Raw genomic sequence first — 25,189 nt, forward strand, 5'->3', positions numbered from 1 at the left:
GTTGTTTGGATTGACAGCTTATCCTGTTTGCCATGCAGCGATTATTGCCCTTTTTGTTTCTATTGAGTTTACTCAGCTTATTGCTGAATGGCTGCGTTGAATTTCAGGACCGCCCATTACAGCCTGCAGCGTCTAAAATGCGTCTCGAAGCACGCAGTCTAACCAGTCACGAACTACAGACGTTTATGCAGACCGTATCGGGTTCTGCAGTTCTTTGGCCGTTTAAGCGCTGGAATGTCGATCAACTGACACTGGCAGCGATTTATTACAACCAGGATATGGCGTTGATTCGAGCTCAGGCGGATACAGTCGATGCGGGTATCATTACAGCCGGGCAACGGCCTAATCCCACTCTGAACGTGTCACCAACCTGGATCAGCAACGCCGTGGCGGCTTCGCAGCCCTGGATTATCGGTAGCTCGCTCAGTATTCCCATCGAAACGGCCGGCAAACGCGATTACCGTATTCAAAAAGCCCAAGCCTTAAGCGATGCCGCCCATTTGCGCATAGTTGATAGTATCTGGTTGGTACGCGGGCGGATACGCCTAGCTATGCTGGAAGTCTTTGCCGCCCGGCAATCCGAGCAGTTGTTGAAACAGCAATTCGGTATTCAACAAGCCATGACGCAACGATTAGAGCAACAATTAGCGGCTGGTGAATTATCCAGGCTGGATGTTATGCGGGCTAGACTGGCTTCGAATGCATTGCAACTGAATGTCAGTGCTGCTGAAAAAAGGCGTAACCAAAGCCGAGCACTATTGGCCAATGCCATGGGTGTGCCGGTATCGTCCTTAGCGGCTGTCGAACTGGATTTTGCCGCACTGGATATACCCGCCGATTTGGCTGGCGTACCGGTGCAGGTTTTAAGGGATATTGCGTTAAAACAGCGTCCGGATCTTTTGGCCGCCTTGGCTGATTACAATGCGGCGCAAGCGGCGCTGCAGATCGAAATTGCCAATCAATATCCCAATATTCAGGCCAACCCTGGCTATACCTGGGATATAGGCGCGCATTATTGGACCTTGGCCGCCAGCGCATTGCAACTGCCGGTGTTTCATCAAAATCAGGGGTCTATCGCCGAAGCAGAGGCCAAACGGCAAGAAATGGCCGTGCGTTTTGAAGCCTTACAATTGCGGATTTTAGGTGATATCGATCGTGCTCAGGCCGGCTTATCGGCCATGATTGCCAAATGGCAGGATGCGGAAAAGCAAACCCGACTACAACAGGATAACCTGCAATCCAGCCAAGCTTTATTTCAGGCCGGCGAAACGGACAGCTTGGCATTGCTCAGCGCTGAGCTGGAAGGGATTGTGTCGGAAACCGCCCGTTTGAATGTGCTGATAGAGACCCAGCAGGCTCTGAATGCCCTGGAAGACACTTTGCGATATCCGCTTGCTTCCGCACTGACAGCAAAATCGATAGCCGATACTGCCCTATGGAAAAGCCCGCATGAAAACACGCCTTAGCCTGATAGTGGCTATCTGCCTGTTCGGCATCGCCGGCTGTGATGGCGCCAAGCCCGCCGAAGAACCGCAAGTTGCCACCGAGGTGGCGGTTAAGGTTGGCCAGACCATCAAGACTACACTACATCGTTACGTATCGGCTTACGGCATGGTGGAGCCGGCACCCGCCATGCAGGGCAAAGCGGCTGCCAGTTCTAAAATCGCTACGCCCATCGGCGGATTGCTGGCGCAAGTGTTTTGCGTGGAAGGCCAATCCGTTAAAAAAGGCGATTTATTATTTCAGCTGGACACGCGTAACAGCGACGCCTTGATTGCCAAAGCCGAAGTGGCGGTCGACTTTGCCCAGAAGAATTTTGCCCGCAAACAGGCGCTTGCTGCCACGGATAATGTCTCGCGTAAATTGTACGACGAAGCCCAGCAATTGCTGCAAAACGCCCGCAAGGATTTGCTGAATATGCAAACTCAGCGGGAATTGTTGCAAATCAGGGCGCCGTTGAGCGGCACCCTTTCAGCTATTAATTTTAAAGTCGGCGAGGTGGTCAACCCCAATACGGTGTTGGCGGATTTAACCGATTTGCAACGTCTGAGCATTACCCTAAAGCTGCCCAGCCCTGAAGCCGACAGCATTCAATTAAATCAAACCGTGCAAAGCAACACCGCTGCAGCGTCTCAAGCGCAGGCCCAGCCATTTTCGGGTAGGGTAACTTTCGTCGGCAGCCAGATCGATCCTTTGACCGACACGGTTGTGGTGCGCGTCTCGGTTGCGGCAGACTCGGGGCTTAGACCTGGACAATTCGTCACTGCCCGTATTCTGGTGGAAGAGCGACCCGATCGCTTGGCGGTACCCATAGCGAGCGTGGTCAATAGCATGGATTCCAGCGTTATCGCGGTGGTCGAAGGCGATCATGCCAGACAAGTTGCGGTCAAACCTGGGTTACGCGACGGCAATTTGATTGAAATAGCCGCTGAGGATTTGCACGAAGGCATGACGGTGGTCAGCTCGGGCGCTTATGGTTTGCCGCCGAAAACCCGGATTAGGGTGCTGAAATAATGCGCAACTTCACGATAGGTTCGTTCGCCACTGAAAACGGCCTGGCCATTGCTTTTCTGTGTGTGGCCTTATGTTTGGCCGGGGCCTATGCGGCGCTGGGCATGCCTTCGGCCATTTTTCCGCAAACCGACTTTCCGCGCGTGGTGATCCTGGTCGATAACGGCGTCATGCCCGCCAACGAGATGATGGCGACCATCAGCCGTCCGGTGGAAGAGGCCATGAAAGACATTCCGGGTGTGCGTGCCATACGCTCGAAAACCGGCCGCGGTTCGGCGGAAATCAATGTGTTTTTTACTTGGCAAACCGATATGGTACAGGCGGAACTGTATGTGCAGGGCCGTTTGGGCGTGGTGCAGAAATCGCTACCCAATACGGCCAGCACGGCGGTATGGCGCTTGACCTTTGCGGCTTTTCCGGTGCTGGGTTTGAGTTTGACCGGCCCCCATCAATCTCTGACGCAACTTTGGGAAACCGCCCGCTATGACTTGCAGCCGCGCTTGCTGCGTATTCCCGGCGTGGCCCGTATCGGTCTGGTCGGTGGTCGGGTGCCGGAATATCAGGTGGTCGTCGATCCCCTGCGCTTACAAGCCTTGCATCTCAGCCTGAGTCAGATCAGCGATGCTTTAATCAAAAACAATCAAATTGCCCCGACCGGCATGCTGGAAGAAGATTACAAGCTGTTCCTAACCGTTGTGGATGGCCGGCTGCACTCGGTGGCTGATATCGAAAATATGATCGTCACCGTGCTGGGGAATACACCCCCAATACCTGGCGTTATCGCAACCGCGCCGGCTGCGCATCCGATTAGAATCAAAGACTTTGCCAGGGTGGAACGGGGTGAGCAGCCGGTATTTAACATCGTCACCGCCGATGGGGTGAATGCGGTTTTGCTGAATATTTATAGTCAACCGGATGGCAGCACGCTGGACATCGCCAAGCAATTGCACCGGGAACTGGATGAGCTGAAAAAAAGTTTGCCGGCGGATGTACAAGCCCAGGTGTTTTACGACCAGTCCTTGTTGGTTGGCGACTCCATACAGAGCGTTTGGGAAGCCATCATTTTAGGGCTGTTGCTGGCTATCGCCATTTTGTACGTTTTCCTGAAAAACTGGGGCGCCACCCTGATTGCCGCCGTGGTGATTCCGACCACGGTATTAATCACCTTGCTTGCCCTGCGGGTGATGGGGTTGGGGTTTAATTTAATGACGCTGGGCGGTATTGCTGCCGCGATTGGTTTGATTATCGATGACGCCATTGTGGTGGTGGAAGCGGTGCATACTAAAATCAGCGCCGGACTCAAACGCCTGACCGCCGTGCAGGAAGCGGTTGCGGATATTTTTCGTCCCTTGTTGGCGTCCACGCTGACACCAGTGGTGGTGTTTATCCCGTTGGCTTTTCTGGACGGGGTGGCCGGCAGTTTTTTCCGTGCCCTGGCATTAACCATGGTGGTGTCGTTGTTGACATCCTTGCTGCTGGCCATCACCCTGATTCCTTTATTAGCCGGTTGGTGGATGCCGGAAGTCACAAATCCCAATCCTCAACATCAGCCGGCAATGGTTTGGTTGCAACGCTTGAGCAAAGGCTATCGGCAGCTGTTGCGGTTTGCGTTGCAACAAGCCGCTAAAGTGCTGCTGGGGTGTGTGTTGATTTTGGCCTTGGGTGCCTGGCTATATAGTCGTTTGGACAGCGATTTTCTGCCTTTTATGGACGAAGGCGGCTTTGTATTGGATTATCACGCACCGTGGGGTACCAGTTTGAGCGAGACCGACCGCCAGCTAAAGCAGGCTGAAGAAATTTTGCGTAGCGTGCCGGAGCTGGATGGTTATTCACGCCGCACCGGCGCCAGGCTGGCATTGGGTATTTCGCAAGCGCACAGCGGCGATTTTTTAGTGAAATTAAAAGCCAAACGGCAACGCAAAACCGATGAAGTCGTCGCCGACCTGCGTCAGCAATTGAATGCCGCGGTACCTGGCTTGCATTGGGAATTTGCCGGCATTCTGGGTGATTTGATCGGCGATTTGACCTGGTCGCCACGTCCCATCGAGATCAAATTATTTTCCACCGATATCGAGTGGCTGAAACATAAGGCGCCGCAAATCGAAGCCGAGTTGGGCAAAATTAGCGGCGTGGTGGATACCGCCGATGGCCTGGAAACCACCGGTCCATCCTTGAGCATACGGGTACGCTATGCCGATGCGCAGCGCTTCGGTTTAAGCGTAAATGACGTGGCGCTGGCCGCCAGTACCGCCATGCTTGGCCAAAAAGCCTCGTATGTGTTGGAGGGCGATCGCATCATTAATATCCGGGTCAGAATGGATAATGCAGCCACCGCACAGATTGCCGATTTACGCGAATTACCGTTACGCTCCTTGGATGGCAGAACCGTCAAGTTATCCCAAGTTGCCGATATCGTCACCGAGCCGGGACAACTGGAATTGCATCGGGAAGACTTGCGGCAACTGGTAGCTGTGTCCGCCCGCCTGGAAAACCGCGATCTCGGTAGCGCGATCGCCGAAATCAAGGCCAAACTCAGCCAGGACCCCGACTTACCCGGCGGCGTGGTGGAATACGGCGGCCTGTATCAGCAACAGCAGGAGTCTTTTCATAATTTAATGGTGGTATTGTTGGCGGCGGTATTTTTGGTGTTTAGCGTGTTGTTGATAGAATTTCGCAGCTTTTACGAGCCGATTGCCATTGTGTTCGGCTCATTGTTGGCCATGTGCGGCACGGTACTGGCCTGGTATTTGACCGGCACCTCGGTGAATATTATTTCTATTCTGGGCGCCATCATAGGCATAGGCGTGGTGGCGAAAAACGGTATTTTGATGCTGGATTCGGTGCATAAATTTGAATCTCAGGGTAAAAACTTGCCCGAGGCGCTGGCCGAATCGGGCATGCGTCGCTTGCGACCGGTGTTGATGACCTCATTGGCTGCCGCCCTGGGTTTGTTACCGCTGGCCTATGGCATAGGCGCCGGTTCGGACATGCTGAAACCGCTGGCGATTGCCGTGATCGGCGCGCTGACCTTGTCGGTGTTACTGTCCTTGGTCGCCACACCGACCGTGTATTTTGTGTTGCGCGGCCTTAACCATCGATTTAAGCAAAAGCCATGCGCATCCTGATCGTAGAAGACGAGAAAAAAACCGCCGCTTACCTGCAAAAAGGCTTGAGCGAACAAGGCTTTATTGTCGATGTTTGCCATGATGGTGAAGAGGGCTTGCTGTTAGCCAACGACATAGCGTTTGACTTGATTTTACTGGATGTGATGATGCCGCTACGGGATGGCTGGTCGGTATTGCAGGCGCTAAGAGAGCAGGGCAAGCAAACGCCGGTGCTGTTTCTGACCGCAAAAGACAATCTTGAAGATAAAGTCAAAGGCCTGGAACTGGGCGCGGACGATTATCTGGTGAAACCGTTTGCCTTTGTGGAATTGCTGGCCCGGATACGTTCGATTTTAAGGCGCGGCCCGGTGCGACCTTCCACGCAATTGAGCCTGGCCGATCTGACCATGGACCCGATCCGTCACAAGGCTTATCGGCAAGAGCAACGGCTGGATTTATCCCCCAAGGAATTTGCCTTGCTATTACTTTTCCTGCAAAGGCCGGGCGAAGTCTTGTCGCGCACCTTGATCGCCGAACAGATTTGGGATATTCATTTTGATAGCGATACCAACATCATCGATGTAGCCATCCGCCGGCTGCGGCAAAAAATAGATGACCCATTCGCCGAGAAGCTGCTGCACACCGTGCGTGGGATGGGCTATGTGTTGGAACAGCGCTAAACCCTGGTCGATTACGGCCAGGCTGACATGTTTATATGTGTTATCCGCGGCAGTGATTTTATGTTCGATCGGCTGGTATTTGCATCAAACTCTGGTCGACGCTTTCGCGCAAGATAATCAGCAGTTTCTGCTAAAGGAAATCCAGCTGCTGCAAACGGTATTGCAACAGCAACCGCTGAATAGCGAGCATTTAAGCGCCGAGCAAAACGAGGGCGTTGATCTGCCGGTGGGACGATATTACTCAAGAATATTCAGCGAAAACGGCCAGCCGCTAAGCGAAACAGCGGGTGCATCCGCACTGTTGGCGAAAGCACAATTCCCCGCAGCCACGGAAGTAGCGCAAGCAAAGCTGAGCAAACAAACCTTGCCTGATGGACGCACCTTGATGCTGATGAGTGTGTATACGACCGCGCCCTCACGACACATCATACAAATTGCCTTGGATACCAGTCATGAAGCCGCCTTGCTGGTGGCCCATGGCCGCAATTTACTGGCCGCATTGTTGATAGGCTTATTGTTTTCCAGCGTGGCGGGATTATTGGTTGCTCGACGCGGCTTGCAGCCACTGACAGACATGACCCGGCACATACGGGGCATCACCGCTACACAGTTGGATGAGCAACTTGAGCCGAGGCGATGGCCGGCGGAATTATCTACTGTCGCCGCGGCATTTAACGAAATGTTGCAGCGCTTGGCTAAATCCTTTAATCAACTCAATCAATTTTCCGCCGATCTGGCCCATGAGTTGCGCACGCCGATTAATAACCTGATGGGAGAAACCGAAGTCGCACTGGCCAAACCACGCAGCGGCGAGGAATATCAGGAGATTTTGGCCTCCAATCTGGAGGAATATCTAAGGTTGTCACGCATTGTGGAAACCTTGCTATTTTTAGCCCGCGCCGAGAACACCGAAATTTCCCTTTGCACCAAACAGTTGGACGGCAGAGCCGAATTGGAAGCAGCCTGCAGTTATCATGAAGGCTTGGCGGAGGAAAAAAACATTCAACTCCTTTGCCAGGGTCACGGCTTTTTGCATGCTGACTCGCAATTGCTGAAACGGGTGTTAAGCAATCTGTTATTGAATGCCATTGCCTATACCCCGATTGGCGGCCGCATCCAATTATCCATCAAGCAGGCTGAAGACGGTTCGGCGGAAATTCGTGTGCAAGACTCGGGGTGCGGGATTGCCGCCGAACATTTGCCCAAGCTGTTTGATCGCTTTTATCGGGTCGATTCTGCACGTAGCATGCATGGTACCGGCTTGGGCTTGGCCATCGTTAAATCCATCATAGAGCTGCATGGTGGTACTGTGACGATCAATAGTACGGTCAAGCAGGGGACTAGCGTTACCGTTAAATTCCCCTTGCCAGTTGGATGAGTTCTTTAAAACATAGCCATTGTTTTTTAGTCACTATTCAGCGATTGTGAAGCGTGGGGCGGATACGCTATGCGCATCCACCATGATCGCCGGATGCGCTTGACTTATCCAGCCTACGATTGTTTTACGCTGTTTTGACTGAATAATTACGTTTTTTATAAATAATGTCCGAAACATTGATATTGGGGAAATGATCATGTTGCACTTACTGTTGATCTTTGCAGGCTTGCTTTTTTTACCGGAAACAGCCATGGCGGAGGATTTAAATAACCTAGGGTTAACCGGCACTGAACGAGGCATCTACACCGTTTTGATTTTCGTGGTGGCTTACGGCTTTGTGATGACGGAAGAATTTACCCATCTGCGGAAATCCAAACCCGTGATATTTGCCGCGGCGGTAATTTGGGGGCATGTGGCGATATTAGCTAAAGAAGCAGGTGTGTCGAATCAAGAATTACTCAAGGCTTTCGAACATGATTTAGAAGAATATGCCGCACTGATGTTGTTTTTACTGGTGGCCATGACCTATATCAATGCCATGTCCGAGCGCAATGTATTCGATGCCTTGCGATCTTGGTTAACCCGCAAACAGTTCGGTTACAAGCAATTGTTTTGGATAACCGGCATCCTTACGTTCTTTTTATCGTCCGTAGCCGACAACCTGACCTCGGCATTGTTGGTAGGCGCGGTGGTATTGGCGGTGGGTGCCGACAACGAAAAGTTCGTGTCAGTCAGTTTTGTAAATATAGTGGTCGCTGCTAATGCGGGAGGCGCGTTTTGCCCGTTTGGCGACATTACTTCGTTAATGGTTTGGCAGGCCGGTCACGCCGAGTTTTTCGATTTCTTTAAGTTGTTTATCCCTTCCGTGGTTAATTATGCCGTGCCTGCATTTTTTATGGCACAAGCCATCCCTGACTTACAACCCAAGGCAAACAATGAAGTAGCGGTTATATTAAAGCCCGGCGCCCTGCAAATTTGTGGTTTGTTCTTATTAACCATCGTATCGGCGGTTTGTTTTAAGCAATTTCTGCATTTGCCGCCATTTATGGGCATGATGTTAGGGCTTTCTGTTCTGATGCTGTATGGCTATAGCCTGAAAGTGCGATACACCGTAGAGGCCAGCGAGCGTTTTGATATTTTTAGCAAAATAAAATCAGCCGAGTGGGATACCTTGTTGTTTTTCTTTGGGGTGGTGTTTGCCATCGGGGGACTGGGTTATATCGGTTATTTGGAATTACTATCCGCAGCCTTGTACGACGGTTTGGGCGCCACCACTGCCAATATTCTGGTGGGCGTGATTTCGGCGGTGATTGATAATATTCCAATTATGTTTGCAGTGTTGAGCATGAATTTGGATATGGATTTATATCAATGGCTATTGATAACCTTGACTGCGGGTGTTGGTGGTTCGTTATTCTCTGTCGGTTCCGCGGCCGGGGTCGCTTTGATGGGGCAATCTAACCAGAAATATACATTTTTCAGTCACTTGAAATGGACGCCTGTCATTGCAGCGGGTTATATAGCCAGCATCGTTGTGCATTATGTTATCAATGGTTAGTAGTTTTCACGGTTTCAGCACTTTTGCTGGATATCAGTCAATTCACTTGCAGAGGTTGTCGTAAAAGCCCCTCTCCTCGCGGGAGAGGGGTTTACAGCGTCGTTCCGGCAGAGCCACTTGTTGTGCCCCAGAGGGTATGCCGGCATGACGCGCTTGGATAGTGGGGAGTTATTGTTTAAATACCCTATCGAGATTAATGGCTAAAAGCTATTGCACCAATCTTAACGAAACGTCCAAAACGATCGACTTATCCAATTGCTCGCCAATGACATCTCTCAAGCCGGCGATATCGTCAGCCAGAAGTAGCTCGGAGCTGTGTAACTGCCCCAAGATTTTGATTTTATCGCCCTCAGGCGTTGCTGAAACATCTGAAAGCAGCAGCGTTTTACCGTTGATCTCATAGGTTTTGGTGCTGATGCTTTTTTCCATGCGCTGATAAACCACTGTATTCTCTAGCGTTTTATACAAGGGGATGCTGATTAAAATTGTCAAAAGCACCGAAAAGCCAAGGCCTCTATTGACCTTGATGACCGGGGCAAATCCGAGGCAAAGAAAGGTTAAAGTACCGGCCAGGGTTATGCCTACCAAGTTGGTTAAAAACAATAAGCCGGCACCGCTGATAATGTTCCAGTCGAACCAGCCTATGCCTACGCCCATCACACAGGCCGGCGGCACCAAGGCGACCGCTACGGCAACACCCGGCAAGCTTTTTTGAATGCTTTCTCTGGCATGCGCATAGGCTGCGGCAATGCCGGAGACAACGGCGACGCCCAAATCCAATAGATTGGGTTGCAAGCGGCTCAATATCTCGTTTGTCGCTTGTTCGTAAGGTAAAAACAACGTGGTGATTGCGGCGACCAATAAGGTCACGCCCGTGCCTAAGGCAAGTACTTGTAAGGCGGCCATTAGCAGCTTGTTATCGTTGCGGAGAATGCCCATGGACATGGAGACCAATGGTCCCATTAACGGCGCTAAAATCATCGCACCAATGACGACAGGCGTGCTGTTTAGAAACAAACCTAAGGTAGCCAGCATGGTGCTCAACATCATTAGCAAGGCAAACGGCACCGAAAAGCAGGCGTATTCTCTCAATAACAGAAAGGTCTCCTTAAAATCCTCCTCCTGGGCAAGGGAAAATAAGGGCAGATGTTGTTTGAGCGTTGTTAAATGCTCTTCGCGTTGCGGTAAGGTTTTGATTTTGATGATTTCCTTGCTTGCGTCCGTCGTTGCTGGCGCGACCACAAACTTTTGTCCCACTTTTACCGTTACGGCCTTGGCGATGATGTTAAATTGCAGTTGCGTTGCGCTACGCGGCTGGCCATCGATGTAATAGTGGATGAGTTCGTTACTTTCCAGTGTCAGGTTGGTCGTTTCAATATAGCCAATTGACTTGGATAGACGCGGGTTAGGTGACAGAAAGGTCAGGAAAAAGCTTAAATAATCCATGATGGACGACGGTGCGACCAGTACGGCGGATAGCTTACCGTTGGCATTGAGTATGGTTTCGTTGGCAAAGTGATCGGCTAGCGATTCGATGTCGTTTTCAATCACCAAGGCACCGGCGATTGCGGTTTTTACTTTATTGCCCTTTGCCGTCGTCAAAACCACTGCTTTCGGTTTTATATTTAACAATGTCAGCAGATCGGTCGGTACCGCCTTTATGCGTTGCCATAATAAGGCTTGGTTATCCGCCATATGGCGTAATTCGATAAGCGGCACATCACCCAAGCTCACTAGCCAAGTCACGACTTCGTCGTTGCACAACAGCAAATCCAGTCGCGCGCCTTTTTCGGTTTCCAGGGCTATCGGCATGGCATCTTCTATTTTTGCGGGTATCTGAAATAAGCGACACACCTTGGATTTAGGATGCACGGGCAGCAACCCGACCTTAAAGTCGTGCCGATGCGCGGATAGCAATAACACCCCCAGATCGGTACTTTCCAATAAGGTGACGACATTTGCGGTTTTAGCTAGAAAATTCGGCGCATCGGCGATAAAACTGGCTAAATCCACGGCTTCTAATTGGGTTCCTAAATGTTCGGCGCAATCCAACGCATGGGATAGCAAATGTTTTTGTTCGGGCTTATGGATTAGCCAGCCTGTATCGATAATTGCCATTTTTTACTCCGCCTTTGTAAGTTTTATAGGGTGATTTGATACTTTAATTGAGTTCATTAGTCAAGTTTACTGGTTTGAATATCAATCACCAATAATCCTAGTATTCAATGGCAGTTCAGGTGTTTTGTTATTTGAATCGCTCGATTAGCATAAATGCCGTCCGTAATCCCGCTGGCGGCAGCTAGGTTCTGCAAAAGAATCGGCTAGCGCTTAAATACACGAAGTTTAGATACTCCAAGTGGTTCAAATGAAGACACGGTTTGGTTCATACGAACCGTTTTTTAATGATTACTCTGCAGGATTAATATCTAACTAATTGAAAACTAGTGTGTAATTCATTTGGCGATAGTTGGCTTGAAAATGGCTTAAGTAAAACCACCCCGCCGGCGGAATAATCGGCATTGGCGGGTGTTGAACTATGTTGGTGTCGCTAAGGCAGGCTACTCTCCAGCCGGCGGAAATATTAAGCTATGGCGGTATGGAGGGTTGTCTGTTTATAAGTGTGCCGTCTATATAAAGGTTATCTTTTTTAGGTACAAATCAACAAAAAATTAAAAAACTTAAACAGGAAATTTAAATTACCTAAACAAAAAAATAAAAGACAGTGATTCTGTTTTGTTTCATGCTCGTTGGGAATTATGTATATATTGCATGAATGGTAAGATTGCAATCGAATTATAGCCGGATTCAATTTATGGGTTTCCGGTTACAACTCATATTCGCCTAATCAATTACAAACATTATGTCTGAAAAATTTAATATTCATCCGCAGCCGGAAGAAATTCGCCAAATGATAAAAAATAATCTACGCGAGCATTGGCAGTTATTCTTGGCAGAAGGGCTGTTTTTTATCGCCTTGGGTGTCACAGCAATTATTATTCCCGGAATATTTAGCATAGGCATTGAGCTGATGCTGGGTTGGTTGCTATTGGTCGGTGGTGTTGCTCAAGTCATCAGAGTCCTGAATATGGTCAAGATGCCGGGCTTTAGCTTGTGGTTGTCCAGCGGCATTTTGCAGGCTGTGATCGGCTATTTTTTAATATCGGCACCCACGCAAGGCGTCATGACGCTGACTTTTTTACTGACTATCTTTTTTGCCTTGGATGGTATGGCAAAAGTGTATCTGTCTTATATGGTTTATCCGCTAGCCCGCTGGGGCGGACTATTGCTGACCGGTATTACATCGCTGGCCCTGGCGATTGTCGTTTGGGTCGGCTGGCATGGCAGTTCAACTTGGGTGCTGGGTTTGTTGGTGGGTATCAATATGATTTTTATCGGTATCGCATTAGTGAATATCAGCCTGCATCATAAAACCTATCAATAGCTTCTAAATTCGCTGATCCAGCGGTAAACGGTTATTGCTAGTGTGTTTGTTCTGAAATGACAATAGGTCATCTATTATGAAAAATGAATCGCAAACCTTACCCCCACCTTTGGATGCAGAGCATGCCAAGTCGATGACCACTGAAGCACTGCTGACGTATCTGGCCTGCGATGCAAAAGGCTTGTCCACGGCGGATGTACAAAGCAGACTGAGTTTTTACGGGCTCAACACCATTCAGGAAAAACACCGAAGTCTTTTGCTTAAATTTCTATCCTATTTCTGGGGGCCAATCGCCTGGATGATAGAAATCGCCGCCGTCTTATCGGCCTTTGCCCACAATACCGACGACTTAGTCATCATCCTGATTTTGCTTTTTTTCAATGCCATCGTCGGCTTTTGGCAGGAATACCAAGCCGGCAACGCCATCGAACAGTTAAAAAAGAATTTAGCCTTAAAAGCCCGTGTGTTACGCGACGGCCAATGGCGGGAAGTCGACGCCGCGCAATTGGCGCCCGGCGATAAAGTCAAAATTCGCTTGGGTGATGTAGTGCCCGCCGACATCGTTTTGTGGGAGGGCGATTATTTAACTATCGATCAATCCGCTCTGACCGGAGAGTCCCTGCCCGTGGACAAACACATCGGCGAGTTGATTTACTCCAGCTCGATCGCCAAACAAGGTGAAATGCTGGGACTGGTTACCAGTACCGGCGCAAATACTTATTTCGGCAAAACCGCAAAACTGGTGGGCTCGGCGGAAACCGTGTCGCATTTTAAAAAAGCCGTTATCAACATCGGCGACTACCTGATTTTAATGAGTCTGGTATTGGTAGTGATACTGGTATTGGTGGGCTTGGAACGCCAATTGCCGATTATGGAGCTAGTGCAGTTTGCGTTAATTTTAACCGTGGCGTCGATACCGGTCGCCTTGCCCGCCGTGTTATCTGTAACTATGGCCGTGGGCGCCATCAAGCTGGCCAAATTAAAAGCCATCGTCTCCAGGCTTGAGGCTATCGAAGAATTGGCGGGCATGGATATTCTCTGTTCCGATAAAACCGGCACCTTGACCCAAAATAAACTCACCCTGGGTGAACCGGTGATGTTTACCGGCACCGATAAGCAAGCGATTATTCTGGCTGCGGCACTGGCATCCGACAGCGAAAATCCCGACGCCATCGATGGCGCCATTTTGCAGCAACTGAATAATGACCAAGCCTTAAAGCCCTATCAGCAAAGCCATTTCGTGCCTTTCGATCCGGTGCAAAAACGTACCGAAGCCAGCATAAAATCCGATCAGGGCCAAACCTTTAAAGTCAGCAAAGGCGCAACACAGGTTATTTTGGATTTGTGCAGCCCTGATGCTGAAATTCGAAATCATGCCGACCAAGTCGTCAACGAATTTGCCTTAAAAGGTTATCGGGCTTTAGGGGTGGCTAAAACCGATGCCGGAGGTCGCTGGCTGTTTTTAGGGGTGTTGCCGTTATTCGACCCGCCACGCGAAGATGCCGCCCAAACCATCAAAGAAGCCAAACAGCATGGCATCGACATCAAAATGGTCACCGGCGACAATATTGCCATTGCCAAGCAAATTGCCGGCGAGCTGGGTTTAGGCCAAAACATTTTATTGGCCGAGCAGTTAATCAAAGCCAAGGATCAAGAGGATATTATCCATCAAGTAGCGCAATGCGCCGAGCGGGCCGACGGCTTTGCCCAAGTATTTCCGGAACATAAATACTGGCTGGTCAAAGACCTGCAGGCTAATAAGCATCTGGTGGGCATGACCGGCGATGGCGTTAATGATGCGCCGGCCTTGAAACAGGCCGATGTCGGTATTGCTGTTTCCGGGGCAACCGATGCAGCCCGCGCGGCTGCCGATCTGGTGTTAACCGGTACCGGGCTCAGCGTGATTATTAACGCTATTGAAGAGGCCCGGCGCATTTTCGAACGCATGAATGCCTACGCGATTTACCGGATTACCGAAACCATCCGCATCATGTTGTTCATGGTATCGGCGATTTTGATCTACAACTTTTATCCGATTACAGCCGTGATGATCATCCTGCTGGCCTTATTAAATGACCTGCCCATTTTGACCATCGCCAAGGATAATACCTGGCTATCGCCGACACCCGTGCGCTGGGAAATGCGCAAAGTGTTGACCCTGGCCACCGTGTTAGGTGTGTTAGGCGTCACGGAAACCTTTTTACTGTTGATCATTGCCAAAAACCACTTCCACGTCGGTCTGGATCAGCTGCAAACCATTATTTTTCTCAAGCTGGCGGTTTCCGGGCATTTGACTTTATTTGTCGCTCGTACCCGCAATTGTTTCCTGTTTCAGCCATTTCCCAATCCACTGCTGCTATTTGCGATTATCAGCACTCAGATCGTTGCGGCTTGCATCGCCGGTTTTGGCTGGTTTGTCACCTCGATTTCCTGGGAATATGTGGGCTTGATTTGGGCGTATTGTCTATTTTGGGTGTTTGTCGAAGATTTTATGAAATTACGCGTCTACCGGCAGCTTGACTGTAAAACAGTCAAACACAGTCGTTTTCTAGGTATGTTGAATCGCTCGTTACACAGTCATTTTCGTTGAACCTGGATGCACGGGTTACCCAGAGTGATCCGATTGAAGCGTTTCCGGATGCAAAGAATTGTTATCGAGTCGGTAGTTTGAGGCGGATGGCGGAAGCAATCATCTAAGACTACTTGCAGCATCATTTTGAACCCAAGCCGACAGAGCTATCATTCGCGGATCAAATTTCGGTGCCGCACTTCTCGCGCCTGCTGAAGAGGGTGGGGTAAGGAGAATTTAAAACCGAGTTTTGAAAGGTAATGAGTATAATTTAAAGGCGGAGCCCGATTAGACGCGTCGCTTGGCCTGCTTCGATGCAAGCCTGCGGAACGTGTTTGGACGTGCCACGGAAATTCGACATACCGACCGGCCCGGCGGTATGAGGCGCTCGATCATCATTGCGGCTTGCGTACCGACGAAGCAGGACCTTCCTCAAGCGGTTTTGGATTCTGCCAGGGCAAGGCTTCAATGGGATATTTGGAAGGCAATTTTGGAATAGGTTTTTTACTGGATATTTTCCCTGGTTATTATTCGGCATGACTGTATTCTCTGTTATGCCGACCGCTCAAGTTCTCAAGTGCGATGCATTTTTTAACCTTTAAATCATCATAACGAGATGGAAGAACCTCAATGTACCTAGAAACGACCCGCCTAAGTTACACCAATAGCAAAGCGCAACGCGTCACCTTTGCCGGATTTACCGAAAAGGATTTCAAGAAGCGTTATTTAGCGGCGCTGGAAACGGGGAAACGAGAATATATTGAGAAATATACCGTCCCCCATATCGCCGATCTAAGCGACTCCGATGTGCAGCTGGCGCTGATCGACGCCTTTTGTATCGCTCGCGAGGCGTCGGTTCAGGCGGATGCGTTCTTTTCAGCCGCGCTGAAGAGTAAACAGCCCAATAAGCTGCTGTCCGATATCTTCAGCGAATTGTTCTCGACCAAAAAGCCCGGCGGTAGCGATTATCGTGTCGTACAGGAGACTTTTGAAAAAACTCGCCGCGGGCTAGACGGTTCCGTCACCATTTGCGATATGTTCAAAGGGGCCGATCATGAGCCCGGTGGCCCGAGTTGGGGGCCTAGCGAGGGCGAGGTGCTTATACCGCAACATATCCTCCGCGACTATAGCCGGCGGGCGAAAAAGAGCGACGCCGCCGGGGATATCATGCGTAAGATGCTGGAAAAAGAGGGTGAGCAGGTGCAGGATATTTACATGCGGTTCAACTTGGTTCGCGAGCTTACCGTAGAAGGCTTGGCCCGCGTCATTTTCCATGAAGCCACGCACAAATTCGCTTACACCGGCGATTATCAATATATATACGACGCGACGTCGATGAAAGGCATCAAAGCCAAGCAGGCTCTGTACAATGCCGACAGCTACGCTTTTGCCGGTATGAGCGTCTATCTCAATCGTGTCGTCAGCAAAGCCGATCTGGTCGGGCCGGCGGCCTGCAGCCAACCCATGCACGACATGCGTTGGCTGCAGGATAGGATGCTTTAACGGTTAAGCGCCGGCTTGAGCACGATGCCTGGGGTGAGGCCAAAACAGAAACCATTTCCTGATTGGCATTCGGTCGTGTGCCCATGAAAAAAGCAGACCGGTATTTGCTTGACCGCAAGGACCACACGTGAAAATTCTCCATACCTCCGACTGGCACCTGGGCCACAATCTGAAAGGCTTTGACCGCCATTTCGAACACCAATGTTTTCTGGATTGGTTATTAGGCCAAATCCGCGAGCAGGATATCGATGTGTTGCTGGTTACCGGCGATATTTTCGATAACGCCAATCCGTCTGCGGCCTCGCAAAAGCAGTTATACCGTTTTTTGCAGGCGGCCCGCGAAGCCGCGCCGCATTTGCGGGTGGTATTGATAGCAGGCAATCACGATTCGCCGGGGCGACTGGAAGCGCCTTCGCCGTTACTGGATTTGTTCGAGACCACGGTGGTGGGTCAAACCTGGCGGCATGCCGATGGCGAGATCGATCTGGATGCGTTGATCGTACCTTTATACGATCGAAATGAGATTCGGCGCGCTTGGTGTTTGGCGGTGCCGTTTCTGCGTCCCGGCGATGTGCCGCGGGTCGAAACCGACGGCGACAGTTATCCGGCCGGCGTTGAGGCCCTGTACCGGAAAGTGCTGCGGAAGGTATTGCTCAATCGGCAAGCCGGTGAGGCGATATTGGCGATGGGGCATTGCCATCTGGATGGCGGCGCAGTGTCGCGGGAATCGGAGCGGCGGATTGTGATCGGCGGTTTGGAGTCGCTGTCGGTGGCGATGTTTGATAAGCCTATTGCCTATGCGGCTTTGGGGCATTTGCATCTGCCGCAAAGCGTCGGTGGCAGGGATTGGGTACGTTATAGCGGTAGCCCGTTACCGATGTCGTTTTCCGAGATCGATTACCCCCATCAAGTCGTCTGCGTCGAATTGGACGGCGAGCAGCTGCAATCCATCCAAAGCCTGTATGTGCCTCGGGCTGTGGAGTTGCTAAGAGTTCCCGCCAAGCCGGCGCCGTTGTCGGAGGCTCTGGCGGCACTGGCGGCATTAGCCTGTGTCGAGCCGCTGTTACCGGAACAACGTTGGCCCTATCTGGAGGTGCGAGTGCTGTTCGATGCCCCCGAGCCGGGTGCTCGGGCGGCGATCGAGTCGGTTCTGAACGGTAAACCGCTGCGCTTGGCCGGCATCGATGTCAGCTATCGGCGCGGTAATGGCCCGGACGGCAATGCCGCGAATCCTGAACTGGGCGATCTCGGTCAATTACAACCCGAAGAGGTGCTGCAACGGCATTATCAAAAACAATACGGTTCCGCCGTGCCTGACGAATTGTTACAGGCTTTTCAGACCTTATTGCTGGAAACGGCGGAATCGGCATGAAGATATTGGCGATTCGCGGTAAAAACCTGGCCTCCCTGGCGGGTGAGTTTGCCATCGATTTTCTGGAGCAACCCTTGGCTTCCGCCGGCTTGTTTGCCATCAGCGGCCCGACCGGTGCCGGAAAATCCACGCTATTGGATGCCTTGTGTCTGGCTTTGTTCGATAAAACCCCGCGTTTACAGCAGGCCGGTAGCAAGGGCGTGCAGTTGCGCGATGTCGGCGACGAAACCTTGCCGCCTTATGACGCTCGCAACCTGTTGCGGCGCGGCTGCGCGGACGGTTACGCCGAGGTGGAGTTCATCGGTAACGATAGACAGCATTACCGTAGCCGCTGGAGCGTGCGTCGGGCGCGGTTGCGGGCGGACGGCAAATTGCAGCCCAGCGAAATGACGCTGTTGCGCTTGCCGGAACAACAAGCCATCGGCGGCAAGAAAACCGAGGTGCAGGCGGCGATCGTGGAAAAATTGGGTTTGAGTTTCGATCAATTTACCCGCGCGGTGCTGCTGGCCCAGAATGAATTCAGTGTGTTTCTGAAAGCACCGGATGACGAACGCGCCAGCTTGCTGGAAACCTTGACCGGCACCGACGAGTACAGTCGGCTATCGATGCGGGCCTTCGAACGCGCCAAGCTGGAAAGACAGAAACTCGATGCCTTGCAGCAACAAGTCACCGCCCAGCAGCCGCTGTCCGATACCGACCGAGAGGCCTTGCTGGTGCAAATTCACGCCTTGCAAGCCAGCAGCGAACAAGCCCGACAACAAAAAACCGAGCTCGATGCGCATCTGAATTGGTATCAGCATTTTGAGGCGCTGCAAAGCGCGGAGCAGGACGCGCAAAGCGCGGTGCAGCGCGCGGAAGCGGCCCAGCGGCAGTCTCAAGCCCGTAAAGACCACTTGCAATTGATTGAGTCCTTACAACCCGCGCGGCCATTGCTGGTCGAGTACGACCGCTTGCAGGCGGAATGCCAAGCGCTACAGCGGCAACATGACACGGCGGAAATCGCGGTGGTATCCGCAGCGGACAGCCAACAATCCGCCCTGCAACAACAAACCGCTGCCGAACAACATCTGCAGGTCACCGAGCAGCGTAAAGCAGAGGCGGAGATTGATATCGTCAAGGCACGGGCCTTGGACGCGGAAATCAGCACCTTAGGCCCCCAGCATCTTAAGCAGCAACAGGGCTTGCTGCAGGTGCGTCAACAGTTGGTTGCGTTGCAAGCTCAAACGCACGAAACCCAACAGCAGCAGCAACAGAGCTCGCAGGATTTGGCTGATTGTTCCGCATGGCTGGCAGGCCATGCCGGTTTGGCGCGTTTGAGCGAACAATGGCCGCGCTGGGAGACCTTATTCAAGCAGTGCAAGACCATTGCCGGCCAACAGGCGGCGGCTGGTGCGCTGAGCGCTCAAACCGAAGCCGCGTCACGCGCGGCGGAGGAGGCAGCGAAAACCGTTCATGAACAAATAGAGGCGTTGCAGCCCCAGGTGACAGAGGCGAATCAACGCTGGGAATCTGCCGTAAGCCAGGCTAAGCCGTTCGATGCCGACGCCTTGACAGCCGAATCCGAACAACATCAACTCCGACTGTTTCAATTGCGTCAGGCGGATAGCGTTTGGCAAGAATGGATACGATTGAACGCTGCTCAAGACAATCACAATGCCGCACTGCAGGATTTAACCGGGCAGCGGCAACAGGCCGGCGAAGCATTGAACGGTGTTGTTAGTCAGTTGCCGGCATTAGTGGCTAGTCACGAACAAGCCGCCAAAATGCTGGACTTAGCTAAATTGGCCTGTAGCGAAAATGTGGAGGCCCTGCGCGCTCGGCTTAAGCCGGACGCCGAGTGCCCGGTTTGCGGTGCCACCCAGCATCCGTTTGCCCGCGACGCCACACCGCTGCGCCGGGAATTGCAAGGCTTGGATACGGAAGTGCAAGCCTGCCTGCAACGCCGGCGACAAGCGGAACAACTGCAAGACCGATTGAGCGTTGCAATCCAGCAGTTCGACAAGCAGACCGCGACGGTTAGCGAAACGCTGACTACATTAGCAGCGCAAATTGCTGAAAAGCGACACGATTGGGCAGTGCATGCCGAGTCGCTGGGCTGTGCCACTTTGGCCGACGAGCAGGTCGAGGCCTGGCTGACAGCACAAATCCAGGCGACGGAACAGGCTCAGCGCGGCGTGTCGGAAAATCTAAAAGCCATGAGCGCGGCATTAACGGCACGGGATCGAGCCCGGCAGGCCTTGGATGCGCTGCATCGGCAGCAGCAGGCGCTACAACAGCAATTGGATGGCGCCAAGGCGGACCGACAAACCGCCGCCTTGGCGCTCGATAATGCCCGAGAAAAACAGCACGCATTGTCCGCGCAACTGGATCAACTGTTGGATCAGCTGGATGCCGCTTTTGAACAGTCGGATTGGCGGCGGGCCTGGTCGACCGATGCCGAGGATTTTTATCAGCGTTGTCTGCAACAAGCGCAAGATTGGCAAACCCGACAAACGCAGCGTGAACAATTAGGCCATCGAGTTTCGATTCTGCAAACCCGCTTGGCCGGCTTGCAGGGTAGTGTCATGCAAGCCGAAACGCAGCATACCGACGCCGCCAAATCCTTCGCGGCCATTGATACCGAATTGCAGGATAAACAGCAGCAACGCCAAAGCATACTGAATGGCCGCCCGGTGATGGAAGTAGAAGCCGGGTTGATAAAAGTGCTGAACGACGCCAAGTCAGCATTGCAGATCGCGGTCGCGGCAGCGCATACGGCGGCAACCCAAGTGGCAACCGCGCAGGAATCCGTCAGTCAGCTGAGAAGTCTGCTCAACGCTCGCCGGGCACAATCGGACACCGCTGAGCGGCATCTGAGGCAATGGTTGCAAGCTTTTACCGTGGCGCAGCCGCCTTTATCGTTATCGGTATTACGTCAAGGCTTGCAGCACGACGCGGACTGGCTGAAGCAGGAACGCGAAGCGCTGCAGCTACTGGACAAAGCCTTGGCACACGCGCAAACCGTGTTGAACGAACGCCGTCGGCAATGCGAACAGCATTTGCAGAGCCGAACTTCGCTGGAGAGCCGGGAAAACATGCAAACCCAGCTGGCAGCGCTATTGGGCCAACTCGAGGAATTGACTCGACAACTCGGCGAACTGAATCTGCAGCGGCGCCTGGATGACCAGCGCTTGCAAGCCAATAGCGCTTTGCAAACGCAGATTGCCGGTCAAGCCGCCGTCAACGACACCTGGGCCAAATTGAGCAGTATCATCGGTTCCGCCGACGGCAAACGCTTTCGCAACATCGCCCAACAGCTGACATTGGATATTTTGCTGGGTTATGCCAATCAACATTTAAAGGATCTCAGCCGGCGCTATCGCTTGCAGCGGGTTGGCGACACTTTAGCTTTACAGGTGGTGGATCAGGACATGGGCGACGAAATCCGTTCGGTACATTCGCTGTCGGGCGGCGAATCGTTTCTGCTGTCGCTGGCCTTGGCCTTAGGTCTTGCGTCATTATCGTCGAACCGGGTTCGCGTCGAATCGCTGTTCATCGACGAAGGTTTTGGCAGTCTGGATGCCGATACGCTGCGAGTCGCGATGGATGCGCTGGACAGTCTGCAATCCTTGGGCCGCAAAGTCGGCGTGATCTCTCATGTTCAGGAAATGACCGAGCGGATTGGCACGCGGATTGAGGTGACGCGAATTGGCAGCGCCTTAAGTAAGATACATGTTTGTTGATTTGGCTAAATAACACTAATATTAGACGTAGGTCGCCGCAGATGCAGTCGGTCGGCACGAAACCACCGATTCAATCCCGGTTATCGACGGCAGCATACCTGCCAAAATCGTTGCTTGGGTTGGTAACCGCGGATCGCCGCGCTGGTCGGGGGCGCTGAATTTTTGTGACTTCGAGTCAAAGCCGCCTCGAAACGAAACTCCGGTAAATTCATGTGTGGCCGTTAGGGCTGCCAGTCCTGCCGTCAACGGCCGCCGGATACGCCGGGAGGCTGCATCCGCTAGCGGGTGCCGGCAATGGATGCCGTTAAGCCTTGGTGGCGTCGATGATTTCATGCAGGGTTCGCAAACATCGCACCGACGGCCGCAAATTGCGCCGATAGCACGCGTCACCCAGCCTTCGGCAGACACCAAGATGGCTGGGCGGCAATGCGATGAATGCGGTGCGGGACCGAACAGGAATAGCCGGTAGTAACGCGGTTATGCAATCACAAACAATCGCAGCCAGGATGATATCGCCTTCGCTTGGCAAATCTCGGCGCCTCAATTCCCTCTCTTGCAGGCGGGGGTTAGGGTGAGGAGGGTTTAAAACAGGCATCTGGGGTGTTGCGTATAGCGCGACGTGATGAGCGCCCGGAGCAAATATATTCCGCATGAGCGGCAGTGCAGCGTTGTCGGCTGCAGGTATTTTTGGCGGTTTTAGAAAAAATCAGCAAACATTAACAAGCCGCCGCTCTTGACTGACGGCAACGGCCACAGCCCCTAGCGTTTTAGTGCTGAACATTCCTGAAAGCGGAGATTTTGCATGCATAATTCACATATTCATTCCCCCGCTTTGGTGTTGGTTATAGATGACGACCCCTTTAATTTGAAATTATTTGATGCCCTGCTCAAGGCCAAGGGCTATGACACCTTGACGTGCGAGCGCGGCAAGGACGCCTTGTGGTTAGCGTCTGAGCGACGACCGGACATCATTCTGCTCGACATTATGATGCCGGAAATGGATGGTTTTGAAGTTGCTCGGCGCTTGAAATCCAGTCGTGAAACAGCCAATATCCCTCTAATCATGATTACCTCGCTGGAGGATAACCAGTCACGGCTAAAGGCGTTGGAAATGGGTGCGGAGGAGTTCCTAAACAAGCCGATAGATCCGACGGAACTGGCTATACGCGTCAAGAATCTTCTGAAGCTCAAGGAATACGCCAATTTCCTCGCTAGACATAATCGCCTTTTGGAATTGAAAGTCGCCTCGCGCACAGCGGAACTTGAATCCAGTTTTCGCGAAACCATTCTTACCCTGTCGAATGTAGCTGAATATAAGGACGATGAGACGTTCGCGCATGTCACGCGAGTCAGTCTCTATTGCGATGCGCTGTGTGAACAGATGGGGTTGACCGATACCTTTCGCAAATGCATTGTTCTGGCCGGCCCCATGCATGATATTGGAAAAATCGGTATTCCCGATGATATCTTAATGAAATCCGCTAGCCCTCTGTCCGACCATGAATGGAAGATTATGCGGACGCATACCGAGGTGGGCTGCAAAATTCTGCAACACGGTAAGTCGCTGCATTTGCGAATGGCTGCCGAAATTGCGCTCAATCATCATGAGCATTGGGACGGTAGCGGCTATCCCAACGGCAAACAAGGCGAGCAGATTCCGCTATCAGCCCGAATTATGCTCATCTGCGATCAATACGACGCCTTGCGCTCCAGTCGCCCCTATAAGCCGGCATTTGATCATCAGCAAGCTATGCAAATCATCATGGCGGGCGACCAGCGCACTCAGCCCTGTCATTTTGACCCAAGGATCTTGGCGGCTTTTGAGGTTTGTTCGGACAAATTGGCTGTCATTTTCGCCGAAAATGATGACGAGAGCTTGATCAGTCTGTGATATTCCGCCATGCTGCCTTATGAACCTTGGGATGCCGCCGAAAGCAACGTCCGTGAAACGATAAAGCAGAACTAGCGCTGACGGTGGTTATTGCCGATGGCGAAGCGCATTGGATGAGGCGGGCCATGGATTCTCTAATGGATGAGCCGGCGGGGTCGCTCGCTATTTTACAAAATGTCCGGATTAGCGGTTGCTATCCAGATGGCGAAAATTTTCTTCGGCTCCTGGACGTTAGCAGCACGCATCGGGTGGTTCGATGAGTTGGTTAAAATTGGCCTCCCATGCGTTGATCCAGTCGGGAATTTCGCTTGCCGGCATGGGTTTCGCAATGTAATAACCTTGTGCCAAGTCGCAGCCGCTGTTGCGCAAAAACGCCCAGTCCTCATGTGTTTCAACCCCTTCAGCCACCGTTTCCATGTCCAGCTGCTGAGCCAAGCCCAGGCTGGCGTTAAAAATGGCGCTGAGCGTCTTGTCCTTAGCCATGCCATGGACGAAGCCCCGATCTATTTTGAGTTCGTTAAAAGGGATGTCGCGTAGCTGGGTGAGGGTGGAATGACCGGTGCCGAAGTCGTCTATCGACAACCTGAAGCGCTTCAGGCGCAACCGGGTAAGAATTTCCAGCGGCGCCGACAGATTTTTCATCAGTCGGCTTTCGGTCACTTCCAGTACGATGTCGTTTGGCGAGATGTCAATTGCGCAGATGGCGGCTGTAATTTCATCCACAAATGCCAGGGTGTTGAGATTGTCCATGGAAATATTGATCGCCACTCGCAAATATAGGCCCTCGGCTTGCCAATCCCTGGTCTGGGCAAAGGCCATTCCGACAATACCCCGAGTCAGATCGTCGATCAGCCCGTGCTCCTCGGCTACACAGATGAATTGGTCGGGAAACACCATGCCGTCCTTGGGATGATGCCACCGAACCAGCGACTCGACGCCTTCCACCTTGCCGGTTGCCAGATTCACCTTGGGCTGGTAGTGCAGAATCAGTTCGTCGTTGGCAATTGCCGCGCGCACCGCCTCAACGGGGTAAACTTTTCTGAGCGATCTGGTCCGGCTTTGGCTTGGCGGCATCCAGTTCTGAAGCATCTCCGACAATTCACTGGGATTGATGGGTTTGCGCAAATGACCGAGCGTATGAATTTTATGGGCATTTACCAACTTTTCGGCAGTCTGCAACATGCGTTCGTCCTCGCCGCTCACCAGGATCAGATAACCGGCATAATGCCTTTCCACCAAGTGGCGCATAAACTCGATACCGTCCATTTCCGGCATGTTGAGATCCAGTAGGATCAGATCGGGCGGATTGTCGAACGTCTCCAGTGCGGCCCAGCCGTTATCGCAGCTGGTCACACGGCGATAGCCCAGGGTATTCAGCAGATGCCCAATCAGTTTGAGCATAAATGGATCGTCATCAATCACCAGAATCTTGATGGCAGCTTTAACAGTCATGGTTTTT

General features: G+C 52.1%; 14 protein-coding genes. 12 read left to right on the forward strand and 2 right to left on the reverse strand.

Annotation, left to right across the window (positions count from 1 at the left end; all coding sequences use genetic code 11):
- The first annotated feature begins 32 nt into the window (after positions 1-32).
- The 6 genes from M0R33_RS13625 to nhaD all read left to right on the forward strand — a co-directional run bounded on the left by M0R33_RS13625 (position 33) and on the right by nhaD (position 9,231).
- Complete coding sequence (locus M0R33_RS13625) at positions 33-1,466, forward strand: TolC family protein (RefSeq protein ID WP_292570055.1); 1,434 nt, start codon at positions 33-35, stop codon at positions 1,464-1,466.
- Positions 1,450-2,514, forward strand: a complete 1,065-nt coding sequence (locus tag M0R33_RS13630; protein ID WP_292570058.1) for an efflux RND transporter periplasmic adaptor subunit — start codon at positions 1,450-1,452, stop codon at positions 2,512-2,514. The genes M0R33_RS13625 and M0R33_RS13630 overlap by 17 nt, the downstream gene beginning before the upstream one ends.
- Positions 2,514-5,636 (forward strand): efflux RND transporter permease subunit, encoded by a 3,123-nt coding sequence (locus tag M0R33_RS13635; RefSeq protein WP_292570061.1) that lies wholly within the window; start codon positions 2,514-2,516, stop codon positions 5,634-5,636. Before M0R33_RS13630 ends, M0R33_RS13635 begins: the two co-directional genes overlap by 1 nt.
- The gene (locus M0R33_RS13640; RefSeq protein ID WP_292570064.1) at positions 5,624-6,295 is read left to right on the forward strand and encodes a heavy metal response regulator transcription factor; all 672 of its coding nucleotides are present in this window, start codon (positions 5,624-5,626) and stop codon (positions 6,293-6,295) included. Before M0R33_RS13635 ends, M0R33_RS13640 begins: the two co-directional genes overlap by 13 nt.
- On the forward strand, positions 6,276-7,673 hold the full coding sequence (locus M0R33_RS13645) for a heavy metal sensor histidine kinase (protein WP_292570067.1): 1,398 nt from the start codon (positions 6,276-6,278) through the stop codon (positions 7,671-7,673). Before M0R33_RS13640 ends, M0R33_RS13645 begins: the two co-directional genes overlap by 20 nt.
- Before the next feature lie 196 nt (positions 7,674-7,869).
- On the forward strand, positions 7,870-9,231 hold the full coding sequence (nhaD, locus tag M0R33_RS13650; RefSeq protein WP_292570070.1) for a sodium:proton antiporter NhaD: 1,362 nt from the start codon (positions 7,870-7,872) through the stop codon (positions 9,229-9,231).
- Positions 9,232-9,438: 207 nt separating this feature from the next.
- On the opposite strand, the gene M0R33_RS13655 is transcribed toward nhaD, so the two are convergent.
- On the reverse strand, positions 9,439-11,349 hold the full coding sequence (locus M0R33_RS13655; protein WP_292570073.1) for a TIGR00341 family protein: 1,911 nt from the start codon (positions 11,347-11,349) through the stop codon (positions 9,439-9,441).
- A gap of 742 nt (positions 11,350-12,091) precedes the next feature.
- Here M0R33_RS13655 and M0R33_RS13660 point away from each other — a divergent pair.
- The 6 genes from M0R33_RS13660 (at position 12,092) to M0R33_RS13685 (ending at position 23,730) form a co-directional block, all read left to right on the forward strand.
- Positions 12,092-12,673: a DUF308 domain-containing protein gene (locus tag M0R33_RS13660; RefSeq protein ID WP_292570075.1), complete on the forward strand. Its 582-nt coding sequence runs from the start codon at positions 12,092-12,094 to the stop codon at positions 12,671-12,673.
- A gap of 76 nt (positions 12,674-12,749) precedes the next feature.
- Positions 12,750-15,263 carry a plasma-membrane proton-efflux P-type ATPase gene (locus tag M0R33_RS13665; RefSeq protein ID WP_292570078.1) on the forward strand — a complete coding sequence of 838 codons (2,514 nt, stop codon included), beginning with the start codon at positions 12,750-12,752 and terminating at the stop codon, positions 15,261-15,263.
- Positions 15,264-15,872: 609 nt separating this feature from the next.
- A complete protein-coding gene (locus tag M0R33_RS13670; protein ID WP_292570081.1) occupies positions 15,873-16,745 on the forward strand; it encodes a M35 family metallo-endopeptidase in 873 nt (290 codons plus the stop codon).
- Between the two features lie 127 nt (positions 16,746-16,872).
- Positions 16,873-18,117 (forward strand): exonuclease SbcCD subunit D, encoded by a 1,245-nt coding sequence (locus M0R33_RS13675; RefSeq protein WP_292570084.1) that lies wholly within the window; start codon positions 16,873-16,875, stop codon positions 18,115-18,117.
- Positions 18,114-21,839, forward strand: a complete 3,726-nt coding sequence (locus M0R33_RS13680; protein WP_292570086.1) for an AAA family ATPase — start codon at positions 18,114-18,116, stop codon at positions 21,837-21,839. Before M0R33_RS13675 ends, M0R33_RS13680 begins: the two co-directional genes overlap by 4 nt.
- Positions 21,840-22,641: 802 nt before the next feature.
- Entirely contained in the window at positions 22,642-23,730 is a 1,089-nt protein-coding gene (locus M0R33_RS13685; protein ID WP_292570089.1) for an HD domain-containing phosphohydrolase, read from the forward strand.
- Between the two features lie 231 nt (positions 23,731-23,961).
- Here M0R33_RS13685 and M0R33_RS13690 read toward each other — a convergent pair whose 3' ends face one another.
- Positions 23,962-25,182 (reverse strand): EAL domain-containing response regulator, encoded by a 1,221-nt coding sequence (locus M0R33_RS13690; RefSeq protein WP_292570092.1) that lies wholly within the window; start codon positions 25,180-25,182, stop codon positions 23,962-23,964.
- Between the last annotated feature and the right edge of the window lie 7 nt (positions 25,183-25,189).

It is taken from the genome of Methylomonas sp. (genome assembly GCF_023228165.1).
Taxonomy (GTDB): domain Bacteria; phylum Pseudomonadota; class Gammaproteobacteria; order Methylococcales; family Methylomonadaceae; genus Methylomonas.